Consider the following 17,979-nt stretch of genomic DNA (forward strand, 5'->3'; position numbering starts at 1 on the left):
TTTAAATTTCGACTCGATTCTAGCCCGAACAATTTAAATTTCCATAAATTGTTACGTCTTGTAACTCGCGAGAGCGAGGTGACTCAAGCTCGGACTAATAACGGCGCCGCACTCAACAATCGTTGGGTATAAGGATGCTGCGGGTTCGAGAAAATTTCCCGAGTTCGCCCGATTTCGACAATTTGTCCGGCGTTCATCACCGCAATGCGATCGCATAAAAACCGGGCTACCCAGAGATCGTGAGTAATAAACAAATACGTCAGATCGAACTCGTCCTTCAAACGAAGCATCAACTCCAACACCTGCGCCTGAATGTTGGCATCTAACATACTCACTGGCTCGTCACAGACGACCAATTGCGGATGTGTCATTAACGCTCGGGCGATCGCCACCCGTTGCTGTTGTCCCCCCGACAGTTCCCGAGGATACCGCCGAGCCAACTCCTTCGCTGGCGTCAATCCTACCCGTTCCAACATCTCCAAAACCTGCGTTTTCGCCTGAGACGCCTGGGCGAGGCGATGAACGAGTAGGGGATCGGCGAGACTGTCTCCCACTGTCATCATGGGATTCAAGCAAGCGTGGGGGTCTTGAAACACCATTTGCATCTGTCGCCGCTGTTGTCGCAACGCCTTCGGCGAGAGTTGCGTTAAATCCCGTCCGAGAAACTCGACCGTTCCCCCCGTGGGTTTCACCAATTGCAGGATCGTACGCGACAGGGTGGATTTCCCGCATCCCGACTCGCCGACGAGTCCCAGGATTTCCCCTTGGTACAGTTCCAGGGTGACGCCATCGACGGCTTTAATGGTGAGGTCTTCGGATTGAGAAAACAGTCGTTCGAGAAAGTTGCGTTCTAACGTGTAATGTTGTTGCAAATTACGAACGTGCAAGATCGGCGATCGCTGCGGTGCGGGGTCGTCGTGGGCGATGGGTTCGTCGTCGAGGGTTTGCACGTGCAACGCCGCGTTGAGGAGCGATTTCGTATAGGGATGTTGCGGCTGGCGCAGTACCTCGCGGGTTTTTCCCGTTTCGACGATTTTTCCGCCGTTCATCACGGCGATGCGATCGCAATATTCCCCCACCATGGCCAAATCGTGAGAAATCAACAACAACGCTAACTCTCGTTCCCGACACAAGCGCATCAATTCCTCGAGAATTTGCGCCGAGACAGTGACATCGAGGCTGGTGGTGGGTTCGTCGGCGACGATGAGTTTGGGATCGAGAAGTAACGCCAGGGCGATCGCCACGCGTTGGCGCATTCCACCGCTGAATTCGTGAGGATATTGCGACCAGCGATTCTGAGGGATGTTGACCGCATCGAGGGTTTCGAGAGCTTTGGCTTTCGCCTGTTTGAAGCTCAACCGAGGACGATGGGCTTTGAGGGTTTCGATGCAGTGATCGCCGATAGTCATCAGCGGATCGAGGCGCGTCATGGGATCTTGGAAGATCAAGGCGACAGCTTCACCCCGAAATTTCCGCAAGCGATCGCCCTCGAGATCGAATACCGACTCGTCCCGAAACTGAATCTCACCGCAAACCTGACTCCCTTCCGGAAGCAACCGCATCGCCCCCCGTCCGATGGTGGATTTTCCACAGCCGGATTCCCCCACCAGTCCGAGGGTTTCTCTAGGGGAAAGGGTAAACGACACGCCATCGACCGCCCATTGAGGCTCGCTGCGTTCGTGGGACAGTGGATAGGCGATTTGGAGGTTTTCGACGCGAAATATCGGTTCGGGTTTCATAGAAAGGGAGAGGGGGAGAATTGTAGTGCGTGCTATAGCAACGATCGACGTTTGAATCGGGGAAATTTCCGTAGTCACGCACCGCACACTGGGGTTTCCTTCAATTTATTTTCTTTTCCGTTGGGTGTGGGCGGATTTACACCTCGGCGGTGCGTCAGGTTAGGGGGATTCCCCGTTCGCGTTTTCGGTTTTCAAGTCTGACGCACCCTACGACTCACCTCATCATCACCGTTATTCAGCACGCTCGAATTGTTGCATGAGATAGGCGACGCCAAAATCTCCGTTGGGGTGGGTTTTGAGAGTTTCGGCGAGGGCAAAGACTTTTTCGGCGATGTCTTGTCCCAGTTTGTCGATGACGGCATCGCGTTGGAGTTCGACTTGATGTTGTTCCCGCAGTTGCGATTTCCAGGAACTCGAAAACAGGCGATCGATCTGAACGTGTAGCCCTAGGTGTTTGAGGATTTCCCATTCTCCAGCGTCGAGCCAAATTCCGGCATTGAAGGGAGAACGTTCGATGTAAAACGGCATGGGGGCGTCGACGCGGGCCCGAGTCATAATGCGGCCGCTGTCGGGACAGAGGGCGGCTTTGGCATCGGTTCGGTGGGGGTGGAAATCAATTTCAGAGAGTTGTTGCGACAACTTTTCTAAGTCGAATTCCGGTTGGGGTTGCTGCGATCGCCAGCGTTCGTAATTTTCGCGATCGAGCCAGACGCCCCCGGTTTTCGGACACCGCATCACTGTCAAGCCGGGTTCGAGGGTATCTTCAACGAGGGTCGAGGTTTTGTCTTTCGGACATTGCATAATCGTTGTTGACGGGGATCTCGAGTTCATCGATCTATCATCGCATTGTGCGATCGCGCTTCGATCGCCGTGGGTAATGCTCCAGTTCGCCTACTCGTCTTTTCCCAAAATTACATTGCAGTAGCGACGCATCGTCGAAAGGCGATCGCGAATTTGCGCTCGACGTTGCGCCTGCGTCGTTTCCTGTCGCGCAGACTGCAAAAACGCCGCATCTGTCGCCAACAACCGCAGTTGCTTGTGAATTTCGGTGGTGTAAGACTGGCTGCGACTGTCGAGATCGGCGAAATCTGTCCCGAGAATCTCGGTTTGAAACCAGCCTTGCAGCCGCGTCACCTCTGGAACTAGAGGCGATCGCGCCTCGTCTAGAGTCTCACAGAGGCGATCGAGCTGTCGGACGAGTTTTTGGTAACGATCGCTTGACATAACTAGCATGATATTTGTCTAGATTGCTAAAATTAGGGTACTCTAGGCTTTACAAAAATTAAGATATTATAAAAACCGTCTTAAGCAACGCGGAGATCGGCGGATTCATTTCTAAAATCCATAAACATCTCGACGCGATCGACTAGCGATCGATCCCAGTTCGTTTCAATTTTTTCTCACTTTTTTTCAAAAAAGTTTTCGCACTGTATCTTGTAATACAGAAAATATGGAAGACTCGTGTATTCATCGAGTCTCCCGAATTTCCCTTACTCGTTCGCCTAACTTGACCCGATGAACGTAGCATCTCCCATTTGTAGCTTCGACCTTTCGATCGACCTCCCCGACTGGCTCGACGCCTGTATACGCGGCGACGATCCCCACGGACTCGTCAGCAACCTGTCTCCAGAAGAAATCGACTTGGTCAAACGAGCCTTCGAGTTTGGCTACAGCCTGCACGAAGGGCAGTGTCGAGCGTCAGGAGAACCTTACATCGCCCATCCCGTGGCGGTGGCGGGTTTGCTGCGAGATTTGGGAGGTAACGGCGCTACGATCGCGGCGGGATTTCTCCACGATGTCGTCGAAGATACCGACGTAACGCTCGACGACATCGAAGAACGATTTGGGGAAGAAGTGCGTCATCTCGTCGAAGGCGTCACCAAACTCTCGAAATTTAACTTCTCGAGTAAAACCGAACGCCAAGCCGAGAATTTCCGACGAATGTTCCTAGCTATGGCGCGAGACATCCGCGTAATTGTGGTGAAACTGGCCGATCGCCTCCACAATATGCGGACGTTGCACCACCTTCCCCCTCAAAAACAAAAACGCATCGCCCGCGAAACCCTCGACATTTTCGCCCCTCTGGCCAACCGACTGGGGATCGGACGCTTCAAATGGGAACTCGAAGACCTTTCGTTTAAATATCTCGACCCAGAAGCCTATCAAAACATTCGAGAACTCGTCACAGACAAACGAGCCGATCGCGAATCCCGCATTCAATCGGTCATTTCCGTTTTGCAAGAACGACTCCCGCAAACGGGGATTTCCAAATTCGAGGTGAGCGGACGCCCCAAACACCTCTACGGTATCGCTCACAAAATGCAGCGACAGCGCAAAGAATTTAACGAAATTTACGATATCGCTGCCGTGCGGATCGTCGTCAACACCAACGACGAATGCTATCGCGCCCTAGCAGTGGTTCACGATGCCTTCAACCCGATCCCCGGTCGCTTCAAAGACTATATCGGTTTGCCCAAACCCAACCGCTATCAGTCCTTACATACGGGAGTGATCGGACGAGGCGGACGCCCCATCGAAGTGCAAATCCGCACTTACGAAATGCACCACATCGCCGAATACGGGATCGCCGCTCACTGGAAATATAAAGAATGCGGGTCGGTACAGTCGCAATGGACGGCTGAAGACGAGAAATTTACCTGGCTGCGCCAACTTCTCGAATGGCAAAGCGATCTCAAAGACGCTCAGGAATATCTCGACAGCATTAAAGACAATCTGTTTGAAGACGACGTTTACGTTTTTACGCCCAACGGCGACGTGGTGTCGCTCAAACAAGGGGCAACGCCGATCGATTTCGCCTATCGCATCCATACGGAAGTCGGCAACCACTGCGCGGGGGCGAAAATCGACGGGCGCATCGTTCCTCTGGACTCCAACCTCGAAAACGGCAATATAGTCGAGATTATTACCCAGAAAAACAGCCATCCGAGTTTAGATTGGCTCAACTGCGTAGTGACGCCGAGCGCCCGTAACCGAATTCGTCAGTGGTACAAGCGATCGCACCGGGACGAAAACCTCTCCCGAGGGCGAGAAATGCTGGAAAAAGAACTCGGGAAAAGCGGCTTCGAGGCGTTGCTCAAATCCGACCCCATGCAGGACGTTGCCGAACGCTGCAACTACCACAGCGTCGACGATTTACTGGCAGCGTTGGGTTACGGCGAAGTGACCTTGAATCAAGTGGTGAACCGCTTGCAAGATGCCGTCAAGGCCAGAGAAGAGGTTCCCGAAACCCCGAAAACCCTCCAACAGACGCTGTCGCTCTCAACCGGAAGCGTTCCCGACACCACCACGAGCAAATCTCCTATCGCGGGAATTGAAGGGATGGTGTACCACATCGCCGGATGTTGCAAACCCGTCCCCGGAGAGCCGATAATCGGCGTGGTCACGCGGAGCGATCGCGGCATTTCTATTCACCAACAAAACTGTCCCAACGTAGCGTCGATCCCCGGAGAGCGACTGGTTCCTGTCAGTTGGAACAGCCCCCATCAAAACGGACGCGCTCAAACCTATCCCGTGGATATTTCCATCGAGGTTCTCGATCGCGTCGGGGTTCTCAACGATATTCTCTCGCGGTTGAAAGACAACAACATCAACGTCCACAGCGCCCAAGTGCGAACCAGCGACGGAAAACCCGCCATTATCGACTTGGGAATCGGCATTCGCGATCGCACGCAACTCGAGCGCACCTTCGCCCAAATCCGCCAAATGAGCGACGTTCTGAACCTGCGGCGTTTGGGGGAAATGCACAAGTAATTCAGTCACCAGTCACCAGTCACCAGTCACCAGAGGTAGGGTGCGTGACGCGGCGAGACTATGTTGCCGAAGTCAGGTCAATGTTGGCCTGCCGCGTCACGCACCGCCCCCACCGGAAAATGAGAGGAGAATCGTAGCCCCTGTCAAACGAGAAAGCGAGACACCGCAAGGATGCCTCGCTTTCTGGAGATGTCTCCACAGGGCAGACGGTTTAGAAGCCTCGGCGTCCCCAGACCACCAACGAGATCGAAAAGGTGAAGACCACGAGCAAGCCTGCCCAACCAGCACTCAGAATATCCATAGGTTTCGTATCGAATTTAAATTCAGCTTGAATACCAAACCTTATGATACGGCAAAGTTAGGGGATTTCTGAAATCGACAGGGTGTAGGGATGGGCTTCTCCGTTGCGATCGCCGACGTAGATGTAATAGGTTCCTTGTTGCAGGTAGCCGGACTGTTGCGGCGTGTTGCGGGCGCAGAATCGATCGCTGTTGTCGGGGCCGACGACTAACAACGTGGGATTCCCGCCGCCAGCAATGGAAATTCGCAAATAGGAGAAATCTTCCGTCAATCGTAACTCGTGGTTGGGACGAGCCGCGATCGCCCCGCAATCGTCGCTGGCTTGCGTTCCTCCCGACGTTCCCGCAAGGGTTTCCGTCTCGAAACCCGACCGGAGTTCGATCGTTTCGCCTCGCGCGATACCGGGAACTCCCAAAACGACGCCGAGAGCGACTGCGATCGCGATCGAAAGGGGATGACGTTTCATATTCGATCGACCTCCTCCAAAAATACAACGGTTAGAACTGTCTCAATTCGATAAATTTTCCCAAAGAGAGGAGTTCTACCTTCGTTCTAGTTTGATTGTCTCTCGTTGCCTTGTAAATCTCCCCGAACTTATGCCAGTTATCCGGCGGTCATAACCGGTCGTCCCGCGTCTTCGGGTTCGGCGTTCTCGCCTTGGAGCGGGGCGCTTCCATTCGCTACAATCAGCTAAGGAACCAGCGTTTCGGTTTCGTTCGCGATAGCGGAACGGAGTTCTTTCGCGTTTTACGAAGGCTTGTCAATGACCCGCGATTGACTGCCAGACAGTCCAATCGGGGCTTGAGGGGGGTCATCCCTCATCGTAAGCATTGACTAGACCTCAGAGCAGTTATCTGGAACGGACGGCAGAATACTCCTCTCGTTCTGCCCTCTCCAAACCGAGAAATCCCTCGGTGCTGTCAGACAGGACATCTTGATAGCTGTGGTCGAAGAGGCAAACACTCCCAAAAGGAGAATTATCTTAAATGCGAGTCCCTGTCGTATCAAAAGAAGGTGTTCCTCTGATGCCAACAAAACCCAGTCGGGCGAGACGTTGGCTCAAAGAAGGAAAAGCGGTTCAAAAATGGTCAGATGTCGGAGTGTTTTACGTCCAACTGACCGTTGAGCCGAGCGACACCCAGACCCAAGAAGTCGCGGTTGGAGTAGACCCCGGCAAGCACTTTTCGGGTGTGGCCGTGCAATCAGCCAAAGCTACGCTATTCATGGCACATCTGATTTTGCCGTTCGAGACGGTCAAGAAACGGATGGAGCAGCGACGCACGATGCGGCGTACTAGACGCTCTCGTCGCATCAACCGCAACGTGCCGTTTAAGTTTCGCAATCACCGCTCATCGCGGTTCTCTAATCGCAAGGGACACAAACTGCCGCCGAGTATCCGTGCCAACCGACAACTCGAATTGCGAGTCGTTAGGGAATTGGCGGTGATATTTCCCATTTCTACCATCGTCTGGGAATACGTTCGAGCGGATGTCGATCTAACCAGCGGACGGCGAACGGCTCGTTCGGGGAGGGGTTTTTCTCCCGTGATGGTCGGGCAGCGCTGGGCGATCCAACAAATGGAAGAAATCGCCCCAGTGGTGCAGTTGCAGGGTTGGAAAACTGCCAACCTGAGACGAGAGTTGGGACTGTCCAAGTCTGGCAACAAAGGTGAAGCGACCCCAGAATCCCATGCGGTAGACGGTATCGCCCTGGCCTCGTCTCAGTTCGTTCGATATGAGTCGTTCCACGGAACGAACGTTCGCGGACATCGGTGGAAGGGTAGTGTTTGCATTACTCCCGCACCGTTTCGAGTGATTCGCCGTCCTCCCATCTGTCGGAGACAGTTGCACCTTCTGCAACCTGCCCAGGGTGGCAAACGTCGCAAGTATGGCGGAACCGTCACCCGGAACGGATTCAGAAAAGGTGATTTCGTTCGGGCGTCTAGGGCAGGACGCCAATATTGGGGCTGGGTTTCTGGAGATACCGCTCGTCAAGTATCCGTCAGCGATATTAACTGGAAGCGTCTCGGACAGTTCAGCGCTTCTAAAGTGCAGTTGCTCGCCCCCAACACGAATTTGCTGGTCTCGGGGGCATCGAACCCCACTCGACCAGCGCTTTGTTCCTCCCGCGCTTGAATCGCAGATTTCAAGCGGGGTATCCACAAAGGAGATTTTGATGAACCCACAATCTGACTGGCAACGCAGACTGCAAGAGTTGGAACTCGATATCGATCGCCATCAAAACAACGACAACCTCCCCAACGAGGACCGTCCCAACTCGCTCCAAACCCTGTACCAACAAGCCCGAACCTGGTTTCAAAACCTCCCCCCCATCGGACAGGTGGCGGTGGGGATCGGCGGTATCGTGTTAGGGTTCTCGATTCTACAAACCCTGTTGCGTCTGGTGTCTCTGGCTATCAGCGTCGCCATTCTCGCCGTTTTCGTTTACGGCGGCTATCGCTTGTTTTTCGCCAGTGGTTCCTCTGACGAATCCCAGCCATAACGCCCTGTCATGGAGTATCCCGTCGAACGCTTCAAACTCTCGCAAACCGCCAAAGACCAACTGACGAAACTCAAACGTCAAACTCGGATCGATCGCTGGAACGTCTTGTGTCGCTGGGCGTTCTGTCGGTCTCTGGCCGAAGAGAGTCCCCCGTCTCCAGTGCCGATCTCGGGCGACAGCAACGTGGAAATGAGCTGGCGGGTGTTTGGCGGTGAAATGGCCGATGCGTTGGCGATCGCCCTCAAACAACGCTGCTATAACGATGGCTTAGACACCGATCGCGACACCCTCGCCCGACAGTTCGCCCTTCACCTCAACCGGGGAATCGGCTACTTAGCCAGCGATCGCGACGTCCAACAGATCGAAGACTGGCTGACCTGGCTCGACGGCGATCGCCCCGCGACATAGAAAACTGCCAGAGGGAGCGTATACAATCGGAACTGTCGAGTCAGGATTCGAGTTCATGTTCGCCCGTTTGCGCGTCGCCGCCGTTGTCCTGTGCCTGTTACTGTTCGGAAGCGCGATCGCCCCGGCCGCGATGGCCGTTCCGACCTTCACAGTCTACCCCCCTGTTTACATGGCAAGTCTATTTCACTTTTCCGGCCAGCGTCCCGATAACTTAGGCGTGAAAGGCGATCGCCTCGCCCCTTGTCCGTCTTCGCCCAACTGCGTCTCGAGTCACAGCGACGATTCCGAACATTCGATCGCCCCGTTGACTTACGACACGACGCCCGAAGCAGCGATCGCGCGATTGAAAGACCTCTTACAAACAACCGAAAACGCCGAAATTATCGAAGCGAAACCCAACTATCTCTACGCCGAATTTACCTCGAAACTCATGGGGTTCGTGGACGACGTAGAATTTTTTGCACCCGAGGGTGAGGGGGTCGTCCACGTGCGATCGGCCTCTCGTCTGGGTCAGTCCGATCTCGGTGTTAACCGCCAGCGGATCGAAGACCTCCGAAAACAGTTTGACGGCTGATGTCACGCTCGATTCCCCTGTGGCAGCGACTCCTACAGCTGCTCGACCACCTCGGACAGCGCCCCGAGGCCGTGAGTACGCTACTGTATCTTCTCGTAGCCGTGGGCGGTTGTGCCATCGTCGTTCAGAACCGTTCGTTTCTGCGATCGCGCTCCCCCATCCCTTCGGACTATACCCCGTTTGCGGGGGTGGGACTGGCACAGCCGACGCCGTCTGCGTCTCCCGTTGCAATTCCGAGACCTTTACCGCCGCCAGAGGTCGCGATCGCCTTCGACGCCACAGAACGCGCGAAATTGGCGGCAGTTGCCGATCGCCGCTGGGACGGGCGACGCTGGTACTTACAGAAATCCGCCGAACTCACCGCCTATCTGTCTGACGAGTTTCTCGAACGTCGGGCAGAAATTGCAGCCGATACCGGTATTTACCCCAACAAATCCGATTACGATCGCTTGAAACTGGCTGAATATCGGCAGTTTGTCGAAACGAAGCCGCAAATTCGCCGCGCCATCGTCGGGAGTTCCATCGCCTTGGCAATTCCCGACGAGTTTTTAGGGCCGAACGATTTTAATTTGGGAGTTCCTGCCTATCGCCTCGCGGAAATGACCGCCCAAGTCAAACAACTTGCAGACAGCCATCCTCCTGAAGAAATCGTCGTGTTCGGTGCCGCGACGCCGGAACTGCTCAACCACGGACGACCGCAGGATATTTTCGGCGATGCGCTGCTGTTAATCGAGACGATCCGCCGCAAATATCCCGAAACCCGGTTGGTGTTTGCCTCGGTGTTACCGCGATCGCCTGACGAAGACCTCAACGATCCCCGGATGGCAGATGTGGATAACGCCGCCGTCCATCAGATCGATCGCGAACTCAAAGAAGTCCTCGATCGCTATCCCGACATCGAGTTTCTCGATCTCAATCCCTACTTTACGGACGAGTCGGGGAATCTCAAGCGGGAGTTTTCGACGGACGGACTCCATCCCAACCCTCGGGCGGCGTTAGTGTTGTTAAAGCTGCTCGATCGTCTGTGAGCGTTTTTCGTCGATCGTGATTTGATACTCCACCTGACGGATGAAGTTTTGCCAGACGTCGTAACCGCGATCGCTCAGATGAATGCCGTCGGTGGTCAGTTCCGATCGCATTCGTCCGGCTTCGTCGCTAAAGTGAGGGTACAAATCCAGATAAATCGCGCCGATTTGGTAACTCATCGTCGCCAGTTCTCGGTTGAGCGATCGAATTCGCAGGTTCGACACCGCCTCGTGTCGCGTCGGTAAAATCGACTGCACCACCAACCGAGCTTGCGGGTGGTTTTGGTGCAGTTGCAACAGAATCTCTCGATAGTCCGTCAGAATCTCCTCGTCGCTGCGGTTGCCGATGAGGTCGTTGACGCCCGCCATAATATAAATGCTGTTGGGTCGCGTCCCCTCGAGCAACGAGAGGCGGTTGCGAATTCTGGCGGTATTTTCGCCGCCGATGCTTTGATTGAGCCAGAGGCGATCGTCCTCGAACAGTCCCGGTCGCAACCACAACGACAGCGAATCGCCAATAGTGACGGACAGGCGGTTGTCTCCCTGACCGGCGGCGATCGCTTTGGCTTCCTGAGCGAGAAGGGCGACCCATTGCTCGTAAGTGGGGTTTTCCCTAGCACCGATCCAGTCTGATTGAAAGCTATCGCGAGCTTGACGGGTGTAAAGCGTACCCGATCGCAACGCAGCCAACCGCTGTTGGTACAGTTGGGCAGTCGAGACGGGGACGCGACCGGGAACGACTGCCACCTCGGACTCTGAAGCTTGCGAGACAATTTCCGTCGTCGGGTTTTCAAAATACGGTAGAGACGGGGGGTGAACCTGCGCCAACAGCGGCATCCACCCCAAGACGATCGACACAGAAGCAGGATTCATCGTATCGTTACAACAGAGTACGTCCTTATTTTGCAGGGTCGTGGCGATCGCCTCCGGAGAGTTCGCTCTCCGCGCCGTTCGGTGAACTTTTCTAAAGTTCCTCCGCCATTGTGGGACTAAATTACCCGCCCTTGCCTAAAATGTTAGCTTAAAGTTCTTCGTTAAGAATTTTTAGAGAACAGGAGAAACTCGCATGGCTGATTCCACCAATACTGGGGTGGTCCAAGCATATAAAGGCGACCCTCAACTGGGTCACTTATCAACCCCGATTAGCGATTCTGAATTTACTCGCGCCTTCATTGGCAACCTGCCAGCCTATCGTTCGGGACTGTCGCCGATCCTGCGCGGCCTCGAAATCGGTATGGCTCACGGCTACTTCATCATCGGCCCTTGGGTGAAACTCGGCCCCCTACGGGATTCGGAATTTGCCAACTTGGGCGGTTTGATTTCCGGCGTCACCCTGCTGCTCCTCGCCACGGCTTGTCTGGCCGCTTACGGTCTGGTGTCCTATCAAGGCGAGTCTACCAGCGACGATCCGTTGAAAACCTCTGAAGGCTGGAGCCAGTTCACTGCTGGATTCTTCGTCGGCGGTATGGGAAGCGCTTTCGTGGCGTTCTTCCTGCTGCAAAACTTCGATGTCGTCGATGCGATTTTCCGAGGTCTGGTGAACTACTAGACCCGAGTTCGAACACGCGATCGACTGTTATTTTTGAGTTATTTGAGATAGGAGAGATTCACATGAGCGGCGATTATGCAGCTTCTTATCTGCCTTGGATTCTGATTCCTGTCGTCTGCTGGCTGATGCCGGTCGTGACGATGGGTCTGTTGTTCATCTACATCGAACAAGACGCTTAATACGTTTTCTTGCAGTCAGTTTTTACTGTTTTAAACAGTTGTAAGAGGAGGCTTTTGCTTCCTCTTTTTTTGGCTGTTTTTAGACTTGACAGCAAATCCAGAATCAGGTAGGTTCCCAAACATCTTCACCACAGATACACAGAGGACACAGGGAGGCTCCTGCCTGGAATCGAACAGCCGCTGTTTGAGGTTCGGTTTCTGTACAACTCCATGTTGGGGGTAAATTTGCGATCGAAAAATTATAAAATTTAATTACTTTTTAGTAGCTATTTTAAAATATTTTAGATATATTTATAATTATCCGTAATAAAAGTTGTTTTTGATTTCAGTGGTTTTGAGGATAAAAAAACAACGATCTCGAAGGGGTTGGAGTTGAATTTTTAACCGAAATGTGAAAGACTCTTGTTCGCTAAAACGACCGATCGATTGTCAACTTTGGAGATAAATGTTTCGCATTCAATGCCGCGACGTAACCTTTCACGATATCGAGGCAGTGGTGTTCGATAAAGACGGCACGCTCGAGGACTCTCAAGAATTCTTGCGAATTTTGGGAATTCAACGGGCCCGACGACTGGACGCGCAAATTCCCGGTGCGGGAGAGTCCACCCTCATCGCATACGGCATCGACGGCGATACTCTCGATCCGACGGGACTTTTGGCCATTGGCAGCCGTCACGAAAACCTCATCGCCGCCGCCGCGTTCGTCGCCGAAACAGGACGGGGCTGGATGGAATCGTTAAAGGTGGCGCAACAAGCGTTTGAAGAGGCCGATCGCACGTTGGGTAAACCGCAATCCTCGCCGCTGTTCGTCGGCTCTCTCGACGTGCTGCAACATTTGGCAGAAGCGGGGTTGAAGCTAGGGATTCTCTCGGCGGATACCACCGAAGGGGTCGAACGGTTCGTGAACGAACACCAGCTCGATCGCTATATTTCCGTCCGCATGGGGGTCGATCTCGGTCCCAGCAAACCCGATCCGGTGCTGTTCGCCAACGCTTGCGACGCGTTGGGGGTCAACCCCCAAAACGCTCTGATGGTGGGCGATTCGCCCCTCGATATCGAAATGGCAAGGAAAGCGGGGGCGGCCGGAGCGATCGGCATTTGTTGGGGAACCCCCGAAGCGGCACATCTGGAAGCGGCGGACGTGGCGATCGCTCGACTCGACGACATCCGCGTGTTGTCCCTCTAGCGAATCGTCTTTTCTAACGCCCCTTGTAACGCCTGGGTCAAATCCGCTACCGCTTGACGGCTTCCGCGACGCCCCGAGGTGTAGGTGTCCCAAAAGTCCGAGGTAGAGAGGGGATCGCCGACCGTCAAGCGAACTCGTCGATCGCCCAAGGGTTTCAACGGCTGCGATCGCTCGCAAATTTGGTTGAAGGTTTCCTGCACCAAAGCCAGGGTATCGGCGAACCGTTCCACCGTTGGCTTTTCGCGCACGTAACCCCCCGTGACGGCAACGAAATGCTCCACGAGACGCATATGCCACATTCGTAACTGCGATTCCGCCGCGATGCGATCGATCAGTCCCCGTTCGACAGCCGACAGTTGCCCCGGTTGCTTCATCTCCTCACGATAAATTCGCTCCCACCCCGCCTGTTCGATGCGACGACAGCGATCGATGGGGCTGCCTTTCGGCCGCAAGTGAAAATAGGATTCCGAGACCTGTAACGCCACATCCAACAACGTCTGCAACCGCTCCGAGAGTTCTTCGTTAGACTGGGGCATTTCCCCCTCGTGGGGTAACGGTTGCTGGTAGGTTCGCGCGTAAAACTGCTCCATCAACACCAACAAGCGACCCCCCAAGCGATACAGCCGAGGATAAAGCTGTTCTTCGGGCGAGGCTCGATCGGCGTCTGAACCGTTTACGTCCAAGCCGCAGGCGATTTCCAACGCCTGCAAGCGACGGGCGATCGCCTTCCACGGCGGCGAGACGAACTCGTACTGAATTCCCAGGGGGACGATGGCCACGCGATCGGGTTTCCCTGCCTTCTGCAAATCCTCCATCGCCCAAAACGCTAACTGTGCCACCCCCGGTTCTAAGGGACTGACGATTTCGTTGTGGCCGTTCGTCGCGCCTTCAGGAGCCGCCGCTAGGGGAAAGCGGCCGAAGGCCAGCAGTTCCCGGGCCGATCGCAATCCCACCCAATCGAGCTGACCGCGACGCAGCGACGTTCCCCCCAACTTCGAGAGCGTCCAACCCGTACCTCGTCCCAACCACAGGGGAATGCCGCGATCGTAAATAAAATGGAAGTGCGTCGGCGAGGGAAGTGCAATGTCCCGCTCTCGTGCCGTTTGGGGCAACAAGTCCCAAACCAAAGCAGCCAAACACAGCGGGTCGGTGGGCTGCGGGTGTCGAAACGCCAGTATCAACCGCGCTTCTCCGTCGCAAAACTGACGGTATAGCTGCGCTAACTGTTCGACGTTTTCCCCACGTACCTCTTGAATTCCGGCTTTCCACCGCCGCAGGATCGGGAATGTCAACTGCGCCAACTGCCGAACGCCAGGGTTGAAATCCGGCGGGATAAACTCTAAAGGAGAACTTGCGATCGCCATCGTTGTTTCTAGATTGTAAGAGTAATTCCGTCCTAACACGGGGGGTCTTCTCTTATTTTCGCGCCTGTGACGACTGTGAAAGTGCTGTTGCACTGCGTGGGAAGCGATACGTCCGCCCGATACAATAAATCCGAAAGACCCTTCTATCTTATTTCTCGTTTTTACCCTTTATGCAGCCTCCGCTTTCTCCCGGCACTCTGTTACAAAATCGCTACACCATCGTTCGAACCCTCGGACAAGGGGGGTTCGGGCGTACCTATCTCGCCGAAGATCGCGGACGCTTCAACGAACAGTGTGCGGTGAAGGAGTTCGCCCCCAGTAACACCGAACCCGACACCCTGGAAAAATCTAAGGAACTGTTTCAACGGGAAGCGGAAATTCTCTACCACCTCCATCACCCGCAAATTCCCGAATTTCAGGCTATCTTCGAGGAAAACCAACGGCTGTTTATCGTGCGCGATTACGTGCGAGGACAGACCTATCAAGATCTCTGGCGCGATCGCCGCAGTCGCGGGGAACGTTTTTCTGAAGCCGAAGTCGTGCAACTGTTACGGCAGTTGCTACCCGTTCTCGACTACATTCACAGTCAGGGCGTGATTCACCGGGATCTCTCTCCCGACAACCTCATTCGCCGCGATCGCGACGGTTTGCCCGTTCCGATCGATTTCGGAGTCGTCAAGGAACTCGCGACGCAAATTCAAGGGGTCGATACGGTTCGTCAAGCCACTATCGTCGGAAAAGTCGGTTACTCTCCCAGCGAGCAGTTGCAAGGCGGACGCGCCTATCCTCACAGCGATCTGTACGCTCTCGGGGTAACGGCGATCGTGTTGTTGACCGGACGGGAACCACAAGATCTCTACGACGATCGCCAGTTTGCATGGAATTGGCAATCCTTTGCTGCGGTCAGTCCGCAACTGAGCCAGATCCTCAATAAAACGATCGCCGCTCGTCCGGGCGATCGCTACGGAAGCGCCCAGGAAGTCCTCAACGCGTTGGTTGGACTCGATACCGTTCCCTCTCAAGGTGCGTCTCCTCCGGTCGCGCAACCGTCCCAAATGCAAACGGTCGCCGTCGGACGCCGCGTCGAACCCCTTCCCCCAACGCAAGCCGATACGCGTTCGGACTCTTCGTCGAGGGACGATCGCCCTTCGACTTGGGAAAATCCCGTTGTCGTCGCGGTAGCGGTGGTCGTCCTCGCTCTCCTGACGGGATGGAGTTCTTGGACGTTAGTGAACGCTTTCTTTGGGTCGGACGACGACGCCCCGAGTCCCACCCCCGAACAACCTCTCGGAATTCCGAGTCCGAGTCCCACTCCGACCCCGAGTCCCACTCCAACGCCGAGTCCCACTCCAACGCCGAGTCCGAGTCCCACCCCGACGCCGGAAGAGATTACGTTCGATCGCATCCTCAATCTGACTCCAGGGACGACGTTCCAAACTCAAGGGGTTCTCGACGCCAACGGTACGGACAACTACCGCTTTCAAGCTGAAGCCGGGTCGCGATTGAACGCTTTTGTGGAAGGGGAACGGGTCGTGTTGACGGTGTTCGACCCTCTCGGCGAACCGGTTGCGGGGCGATCGCAGCGGGTTTTCGGTTGGGAAGGGGAACTCGAAACAGACGGGCAATATACGGTACAACTGAAAACGGTTCGCGGTGTTCCCGATGGCGAGTACGACCTGAATTTGACGCTCACTGCACCGCCGACGCCGACTCCCACACCGACGCCAACTCCCACACCCACACCGACCCCCACACCGACCCCCACGCCGACGCCGACTCCCACACCCACGCCGACGCCGACTCCCACGTCGCCACCATCGCAAGTCGAAATCGAGCGGTTGAATTTTTCAGCGGGACAGAACGACGTTCAAGTGACGGGAACGACTCGCCCTCAAGTGATTCAACGTTATTTGGTTCCGGTTGCTGGCGGACAGATTCTCGGGGTGGAACTGTACCCCATCACTCCTGAAGGAACGGAGGTGAGTTTTACGGTGCGTTTACCGAACGGTCAGCCGATTCCTGAAGCGAGGAACGTGGTCTTTTGGCAGGCGAAAATCGATCGAGGAGGAACCTATCAAATCGACGTGGTCGCACCGCGATCGCATCCGTTTGAGTTGAGTGTGAGCGCCCGAAATCCTTAATTTCAAATAGGTAATGGATAATTTATTCGGTCGAGTCAGCGATGTAATTCGTCGTGTTCCAGGGCGAGCGTATCTGCTATTGGCGGTGCTGATTTTTGCGGCGGCGAATTCGGTCACGCGACGCCTGACTGAGTTAGGGGCGCAAAATTTAATTGACGGTCGAAATCCAATTTCGTTTTGTAACGTTCTGTTTGTCGGAAATCTTTGTGCGTTACTTGTGTTGAGTGTCGTTTATAAAGATCGATTAAACGCGCGATCGCTCGCCGAACTCTCTCGTGAAATTTGGCTGAAATTGTCGGTTGTGGCGGTGTTATCGGGGGCGTTAGCACCTGCTTTGATTTTTATGGCGATCGAGCGAACGTCGGTCAACAACGTCATTCTCGTGGGACGACTCGAACCGCCGTTAGCGTTAGCGCTATCGGTTCTCTTTTTAAAAGAACGACTCAACAAATGGGTGGTTTTGGGGGCGATCGTGTCCTTTGCTGGGGTCGCACTGACGGTCGTTCTCCAACCGCCGACAGACGACGCGATTTCGATGGGAAACATGATGTCGATCGGACGGGGAGAGGTGATGGTGGCGATCGCAGCGGTGGCGTTAGCTATTTCGACGACTATCAGTCAAGCCAATCTCGCTCGCGTTTCGCTGGGACTGTTTACACTCGTGAGAACGGCGGTCGGAACGGTCGTTTTCTTTGCGATCGTGATGGTTCTCTTCGGTTGGTCTCACTTTATGGATATCTTTTCACCCATTTTATGGAGGTGGATGTTCGTTTACGGTGCAGTTATCGTCGTCGGCGGACAACTTTGTTGGTTTCGAGGTCTTAAAACCACTCGCGCGTCAGAAGTTTCCCTCGCTAGCTCGTTTAGTCCGGTTGCAGGAGTTTTGGCTGCGTATTTTATTTTGGGTGAAGTGCCGACTTCCGCTCAGTATATTGGTGGAAGTGCGATTATTTTGGGAATTGCACTCAATCAGTTTGGAGTTTGGAAACAACATGAGGGTGAAGTCCGAGAGCGCTTAAAGAAAGAGCGAGATATGGAAGTTGGCTTCAAGGGAATTTAACTTTAAAAAATCAAGACCAAAATGTGGTTTGAATTAACTTCATAGGGTTTGCTGAAAAAGTTATCAAAAGCTGGGGGTGGAAAATGAACAAGAAGCCGTCTTGCTCAAGGTATAAATCTGAATTGACTTAACTCGTCCACTTTATAAGTTACAATAATATTTCTCGACAAAATTATGAAGT

Annotated in this window: 18 protein-coding genes; 11 read left to right on the plus strand and 7 right to left on the minus strand. The window is 54.3% G+C overall.

Features of this window, described 5'->3' with window-relative positions; translation table 11 throughout:
• Positions 1 to 83 precede the first annotated feature (83 nt).
• From POG22_RS11820 to patD, 3 genes are all read right to left on the minus strand, one after another.
• Positions 84 to 1,739: a dipeptide ABC transporter ATP-binding protein gene (locus POG22_RS11820; protein WP_498905434.1), complete on the minus strand. Its 1,656-nt coding sequence runs from the start codon at positions 1,737 to 1,739 to the stop codon at positions 84 to 86.
• A 231-nt stretch (positions 1,740 to 1,970) separates the two neighbouring features.
• Positions 1,971 to 2,540: a TFIIB-type zinc ribbon-containing protein gene (locus tag POG22_RS11825; protein ID WP_063714978.1), complete on the minus strand. Its 570-nt coding sequence runs from the start codon at positions 2,538 to 2,540 to the stop codon at positions 1,971 to 1,973.
• 90 nt (positions 2,541 to 2,630) lie between these two features.
• Positions 2,631 to 2,972, minus strand: coding sequence for a heterocyst frequency control protein PatD (gene patD, locus POG22_RS11830; protein ID WP_498905436.1), 342 nt, complete (start codon positions 2,970 to 2,972; stop codon positions 2,631 to 2,633).
• 282 nt (positions 2,973 to 3,254) lie between these two features.
• Between patD and POG22_RS11835 the strand changes: the two genes are divergently transcribed.
• On the plus strand, positions 3,255 to 5,510 hold the full coding sequence (locus tag POG22_RS11835) for a RelA/SpoT family protein (protein ID WP_063714979.1): 2,256 nt from the start codon (positions 3,255 to 3,257) through the stop codon (positions 5,508 to 5,510).
• A 211-nt stretch (positions 5,511 to 5,721) separates the two neighbouring features.
• Here POG22_RS11835 and POG22_RS11840 read toward each other — a convergent pair whose 3' ends face one another.
• Positions 5,722 to 5,811: a cytochrome b6/f complex subunit VIII gene (locus tag POG22_RS11840; RefSeq protein WP_063714980.1), complete on the minus strand. Its 90-nt coding sequence runs from the start codon at positions 5,809 to 5,811 to the stop codon at positions 5,722 to 5,724.
• 57 nt (positions 5,812 to 5,868) lie between these two features.
• Positions 5,869 to 6,276 carry a hypothetical protein gene (locus POG22_RS11845; RefSeq protein ID WP_017659396.1) on the minus strand — a complete coding sequence of 136 codons (408 nt, stop codon included), beginning with the start codon at positions 6,274 to 6,276 and terminating at the stop codon, positions 5,869 to 5,871.
• 520 nt (positions 6,277 to 6,796) lie between these two features.
• On the opposite strand from POG22_RS11845, the gene POG22_RS11850 reads away from it, so the two are divergent.
• Genes POG22_RS11850 through POG22_RS11870 form a run of 5 tightly spaced genes read left to right on the plus strand, consistent with a single transcriptional unit; the run spans position 6,797 to position 10,322 of the window.
• Positions 6,797 to 7,945, plus strand: a complete 1,149-nt coding sequence (locus tag POG22_RS11850; protein ID WP_498905438.1) for an RRXRR domain-containing protein — start codon at positions 6,797 to 6,799, stop codon at positions 7,943 to 7,945.
• 40 nt (positions 7,946 to 7,985) lie between these two features.
• Entirely contained in the window at positions 7,986 to 8,312 is a 327-nt protein-coding gene (locus tag POG22_RS11855; protein ID WP_498905440.1) for a hypothetical protein, read from the plus strand.
• A 9-nt stretch (positions 8,313 to 8,321) separates the two neighbouring features.
• On the plus strand, positions 8,322 to 8,720 hold the full coding sequence (gene dndE, locus POG22_RS11860; protein WP_498905441.1) for a DndE family protein: 399 nt from the start codon (positions 8,322 to 8,324) through the stop codon (positions 8,718 to 8,720).
• A gap of 55 nt (positions 8,721 to 8,775) precedes the next feature.
• Positions 8,776 to 9,294 carry a DUF1499 domain-containing protein gene (locus tag POG22_RS11865; RefSeq protein ID WP_498905442.1) on the plus strand — a complete coding sequence of 173 codons (519 nt, stop codon included), beginning with the start codon at positions 8,776 to 8,778 and terminating at the stop codon, positions 9,292 to 9,294.
• Positions 9,294 to 10,322, plus strand: coding sequence for a GDSL-type esterase/lipase family protein (locus POG22_RS11870; RefSeq protein ID WP_498905443.1), 1,029 nt, complete (start codon positions 9,294 to 9,296; stop codon positions 10,320 to 10,322). The genes POG22_RS11865 and POG22_RS11870 overlap by 1 nt, the downstream gene beginning before the upstream one ends.
• Here the strand turns inward: POG22_RS11870 and POG22_RS11875 are convergent.
• A complete protein-coding gene (locus tag POG22_RS11875; RefSeq protein ID WP_498905444.1) occupies positions 10,299 to 11,192 on the minus strand; it encodes a GDSL-type esterase/lipase family protein in 894 nt (297 codons plus the stop codon). The two genes, POG22_RS11870 and POG22_RS11875, sit on opposite strands and share 24 nt — an antisense overlap.
• Positions 11,193 to 11,385: 193 nt before the next feature.
• Here POG22_RS11875 and POG22_RS11880 point away from each other — a divergent pair, with 193 nt between their 5' ends.
• The 3 genes from POG22_RS11880 to POG22_RS11890 all read left to right on the plus strand — a co-directional run bounded on the left by POG22_RS11880 (position 11,386) and on the right by POG22_RS11890 (position 13,233).
• Positions 11,386 to 11,868 (plus strand): photosystem I reaction center protein subunit XI, encoded by a 483-nt coding sequence (locus POG22_RS11880; RefSeq protein ID WP_017659403.1) that lies wholly within the window; start codon positions 11,386 to 11,388, stop codon positions 11,866 to 11,868.
• Positions 11,869 to 11,930: 62 nt separating this feature from the next.
• On the plus strand, positions 11,931 to 12,047 hold the full coding sequence (locus tag POG22_RS11885) for a photosystem I reaction center subunit VIII (protein WP_017659404.1): 117 nt from the start codon (positions 11,931 to 11,933) through the stop codon (positions 12,045 to 12,047).
• A gap of 445 nt (positions 12,048 to 12,492) precedes the next feature.
• Positions 12,493 to 13,233 carry an HAD family hydrolase gene (locus POG22_RS11890; RefSeq protein WP_498905447.1) on the plus strand — a complete coding sequence of 247 codons (741 nt, stop codon included), beginning with the start codon at positions 12,493 to 12,495 and terminating at the stop codon, positions 13,231 to 13,233.
• Here the strand turns inward: POG22_RS11890 and POG22_RS11895 are convergent.
• Positions 13,230 to 14,597 (minus strand): 1-acyl-sn-glycerol-3-phosphate acyltransferase, encoded by a 1,368-nt coding sequence (locus POG22_RS11895; RefSeq protein WP_498905448.1) that lies wholly within the window; start codon positions 14,595 to 14,597, stop codon positions 13,230 to 13,232. The genes POG22_RS11890 and POG22_RS11895 overlap by 4 nt on opposite strands.
• Before the next feature lie 170 nt (positions 14,598 to 14,767).
• On the opposite strand from POG22_RS11895, the gene POG22_RS11900 reads away from it, so the two are divergent.
• Positions 14,768 to 16,738 (plus strand): protein kinase domain-containing protein, encoded by a 1,971-nt coding sequence (locus POG22_RS11900; protein ID WP_498905450.1) that lies wholly within the window; start codon positions 14,768 to 14,770, stop codon positions 16,736 to 16,738.
• 13 nt (positions 16,739 to 16,751) lie between these two features.
• Positions 16,752 to 17,798 carry a DMT family transporter gene (locus POG22_RS11905; RefSeq protein WP_498905452.1) on the plus strand — a complete coding sequence of 349 codons (1,047 nt, stop codon included), beginning with the start codon at positions 16,752 to 16,754 and terminating at the stop codon, positions 17,796 to 17,798.
• Positions 17,799 to 17,979 lie beyond the last annotated feature (181 nt).

The organism is Geitlerinema sp. CS-897, assembly GCF_028368005.1.
Lineage (GTDB): Bacteria > Cyanobacteriota > Cyanobacteriia > Cyanobacteriales > Geitlerinemataceae > Baaleninema > Baaleninema simplex.